This is a genomic window from Clostridium sp., assembly GCF_032552055.1.
Classification (GTDB): Bacteria; Bacillota; Clostridia; order Clostridiales; family Clostridiaceae; genus Clostridium.
On record NZ_JAWGSV010000341.1, the window covers coordinates 1 to 2,705 of the forward strand.

Sequence of the window (2,705 nt, forward strand, 5' to 3'; positions counted from 1 at the left end):
ATATAATATAGCCATAAAGTAATTAATTTAAAAGATTTGAAATAGGGGGAATTGTTTTATGGATAATAAGATGTTTTGTTTTCAATGTCAAGAAACTGCAGGATGCACAGGTTGTACTCAATTTGGAGTTTGTGGTAAGTCACCTGAACTTGCAAGAATGCAAGATCTTTTAGTATATGTAAGCAAAGGATTATCAGAAGTTACAACTAGACTTAGAAAAGAAGGAAAAGAAATTTCAAGTGAAGTGAATCACTTTATAACTATAAACTTATTTACTACGATTACTAATGCTAATTTTGATGATGAAATATTCTATGAAAGAGTAAAAAAAGCTTTAGAAATAAAAGAAGAGTTATTAAATAAATTATCCAATAAAGATGGTTTATCAGAAGCAGCATTATGGAATTCTACTACTAGAGAAGAATATGATGAAAAATCAAAAGTAGTTGGAGTATTAGCAACTAAGGATGAAGATATTAGAAGTTTAAGAGAACTTATCACTTATGGATTAAAGGGACTAGCAGCTTATATGAAACATGCCAACGAATTAAGTTATGATAATGAAGAAGTAAGTACTTTTATGCAAGAAACTTTAGCTAAGTTATTAAATGATAACTTAACAGTTGATGAATTAGTTGCATTAACATTAGAAACTGGTAAAGTAGGGGTAGATGGTATGGCTCTACTTGATAGTGCTAATACTGGAACTTATGGACATCCAGAAGTAACTAAGGTTAATATAGGCGTTAAAAATAATCCAGGAATACTAGTTTCAGGACACGACTTAAAGGATTTAGAACAATTATTAGAGCAAACAAAAGGAACTGGAGTAGATGTTTATACTCACTCAGAAATGTTACCAGCTCACTATTATCCAGCGTTTAAGAAGTATGATCACTTTGTAGGAAACTACGGAAATGCATGGTGGAAGCAAAAAGAAGAATTTGAAAGCTTTAATGGGCCAATTTTAATGACTACAAACTGTATAGTACCACCAAAGGATAGCTATAAGGCTAGAGTATTTACAACTGGAGCTGCAGGATTCCCAGGATGTAAGCATATAGATGGAGTGGATGGAGAAACTAAAGATTTCTCAGAAATAATTGAACTTGCAAAAACATGTAAAGCTCCAACAGAAATAGAAAATGGAGAAATCATTGGTGGATTTGCTCATAATCAAGTAATGCAACTTGCAGATAAAGTAGTTGATGCTGTTAAATCAGGAGCTATAAAGAAGTTCTTTGTAATGGCAGGCTGTGATGGAAGAGCTAAGTCAAGAAATTACTACACTGATTTTGCAAAGGCTCTTCCAAAAGATACTGTAATTTTAACAGCAGGTTGTGCAAAATACAAATATAATAAATTAGACTTAGGTGATATTGGAGGAATTCCAAGAGTTCTAGATGCAGGTCAATGTAATGATTCATATTCATTAGCATTAATAGCATTAAAACTTAAAGAAGTATTTGCATTACAAGATATTAACGATTTACCAATAGCCTTCAATATAGCTTGGTATGAACAAAAGGCAGTTATAGTATTATTATCATTACTATACTTAGGAGTTAAGAATATTCATTTAGGACCAACACTACCAGCCTTCCTTTCTCCAAATGTTGCTAAGGTATTAGTTGAAAATTTTGGAATTGGTGGAATAACTAACGTAGAAGATGATTTAAAAATGTTTTTAGCATAATATTGATAACAATTAAAAATTAACAATGGATAAAAAAATTAATAATAATTGAGCTGTCTTACAGGCAGCTCTTTGTTTTATTCTTTAAGAAATTAAAACATAGATTATTTTTTTTATTAGACTATGATAATATGTATATAAGTTGCGATAAAGTTTCTACATTTTATTAAGTTAGTTCATATTTAAAGCAACATTATTACTCAAGATGTAGATTATTTATTGAATCATATATTAGAATAATTAAATTGAAATGGCTTACGAGGTGAGAGTATAGATTATGATAGAAGTTTTGAAAAAGACATGTTTCTTCAAAGGTATTAATGAAAAAGAAATAGATGAAATATTAAAAAGTCAGCTATATTTAGTAAGAGAATATAAAAAAAATGAGGTTATAGCTAACCAAGGAGAAAAGTGTAATAGTTTATCAGTAATTCTTGAAGGAAAAGCTGTAATTCAAACTATTTATGAAAATGGAAAGGTATTAACATTATCTAACTTTAATGTAAGTGATGTATTTGCAGAAGCTTTGTTATTCTCAAAAGATAAGGAATATCCTGCAACAGTAATGGCAGTTGAAAACTGTAAGATTCTATCATTTCCCAAACAAAGTGTATTAGGGATAATGCAAAAGAATGCCAAGTTTGCTGAAAATATGTTAGAACTTTTATCACAAAAAATAGTTATATTAAATAGAAAAATTAATTTAGTAGAGTTAGATTCTATAAGAAGAAAAGTATGTAAAATATTATTAGATAATTATAAGAAAAATAAAAGTTATGTATATAAAATAGCTTCTAAGAAAGAGTTAGCTGAAGAGCTTGGAATACCAAGACCATCACTTTCTAGGGAATTAATAAATATGAGAGATATGGGCCTTGTAGAGTTTAATTTAAAAGAAATAAAGATAACTAATCTAGAAGGATTGGAAGATGAGTTTTTCTCATAAAAAATAGAGCAGATTTGGATAATAGAAGTCTGCTCTATTTATTTGGGTATATATAAATTGTAA

The 2,705-nt window shown here is 28.9% G+C and carries 2 protein-coding genes; both read left to right on the plus strand.

The annotated features are described in order from the left end of the window. Positions 1-58: 58 nt before the first annotated feature. Positions 59-1,696, plus strand: coding sequence for a hydroxylamine reductase (gene hcp / locus E6248_RS15200; RefSeq protein WP_316341614.1), 1,638 nt, complete (start codon positions 59-61; stop codon positions 1,694-1,696). A 277-nt stretch (positions 1,697-1,973) separates the two neighbouring features. Beyond that, entirely contained in the window at positions 1,974-2,642 is a 669-nt protein-coding gene (locus E6248_RS15205) for a Crp/Fnr family transcriptional regulator (RefSeq protein ID WP_316341615.1), read from the plus strand. The last annotated feature ends 63 nt before the right edge of the window (positions 2,643-2,705 follow it).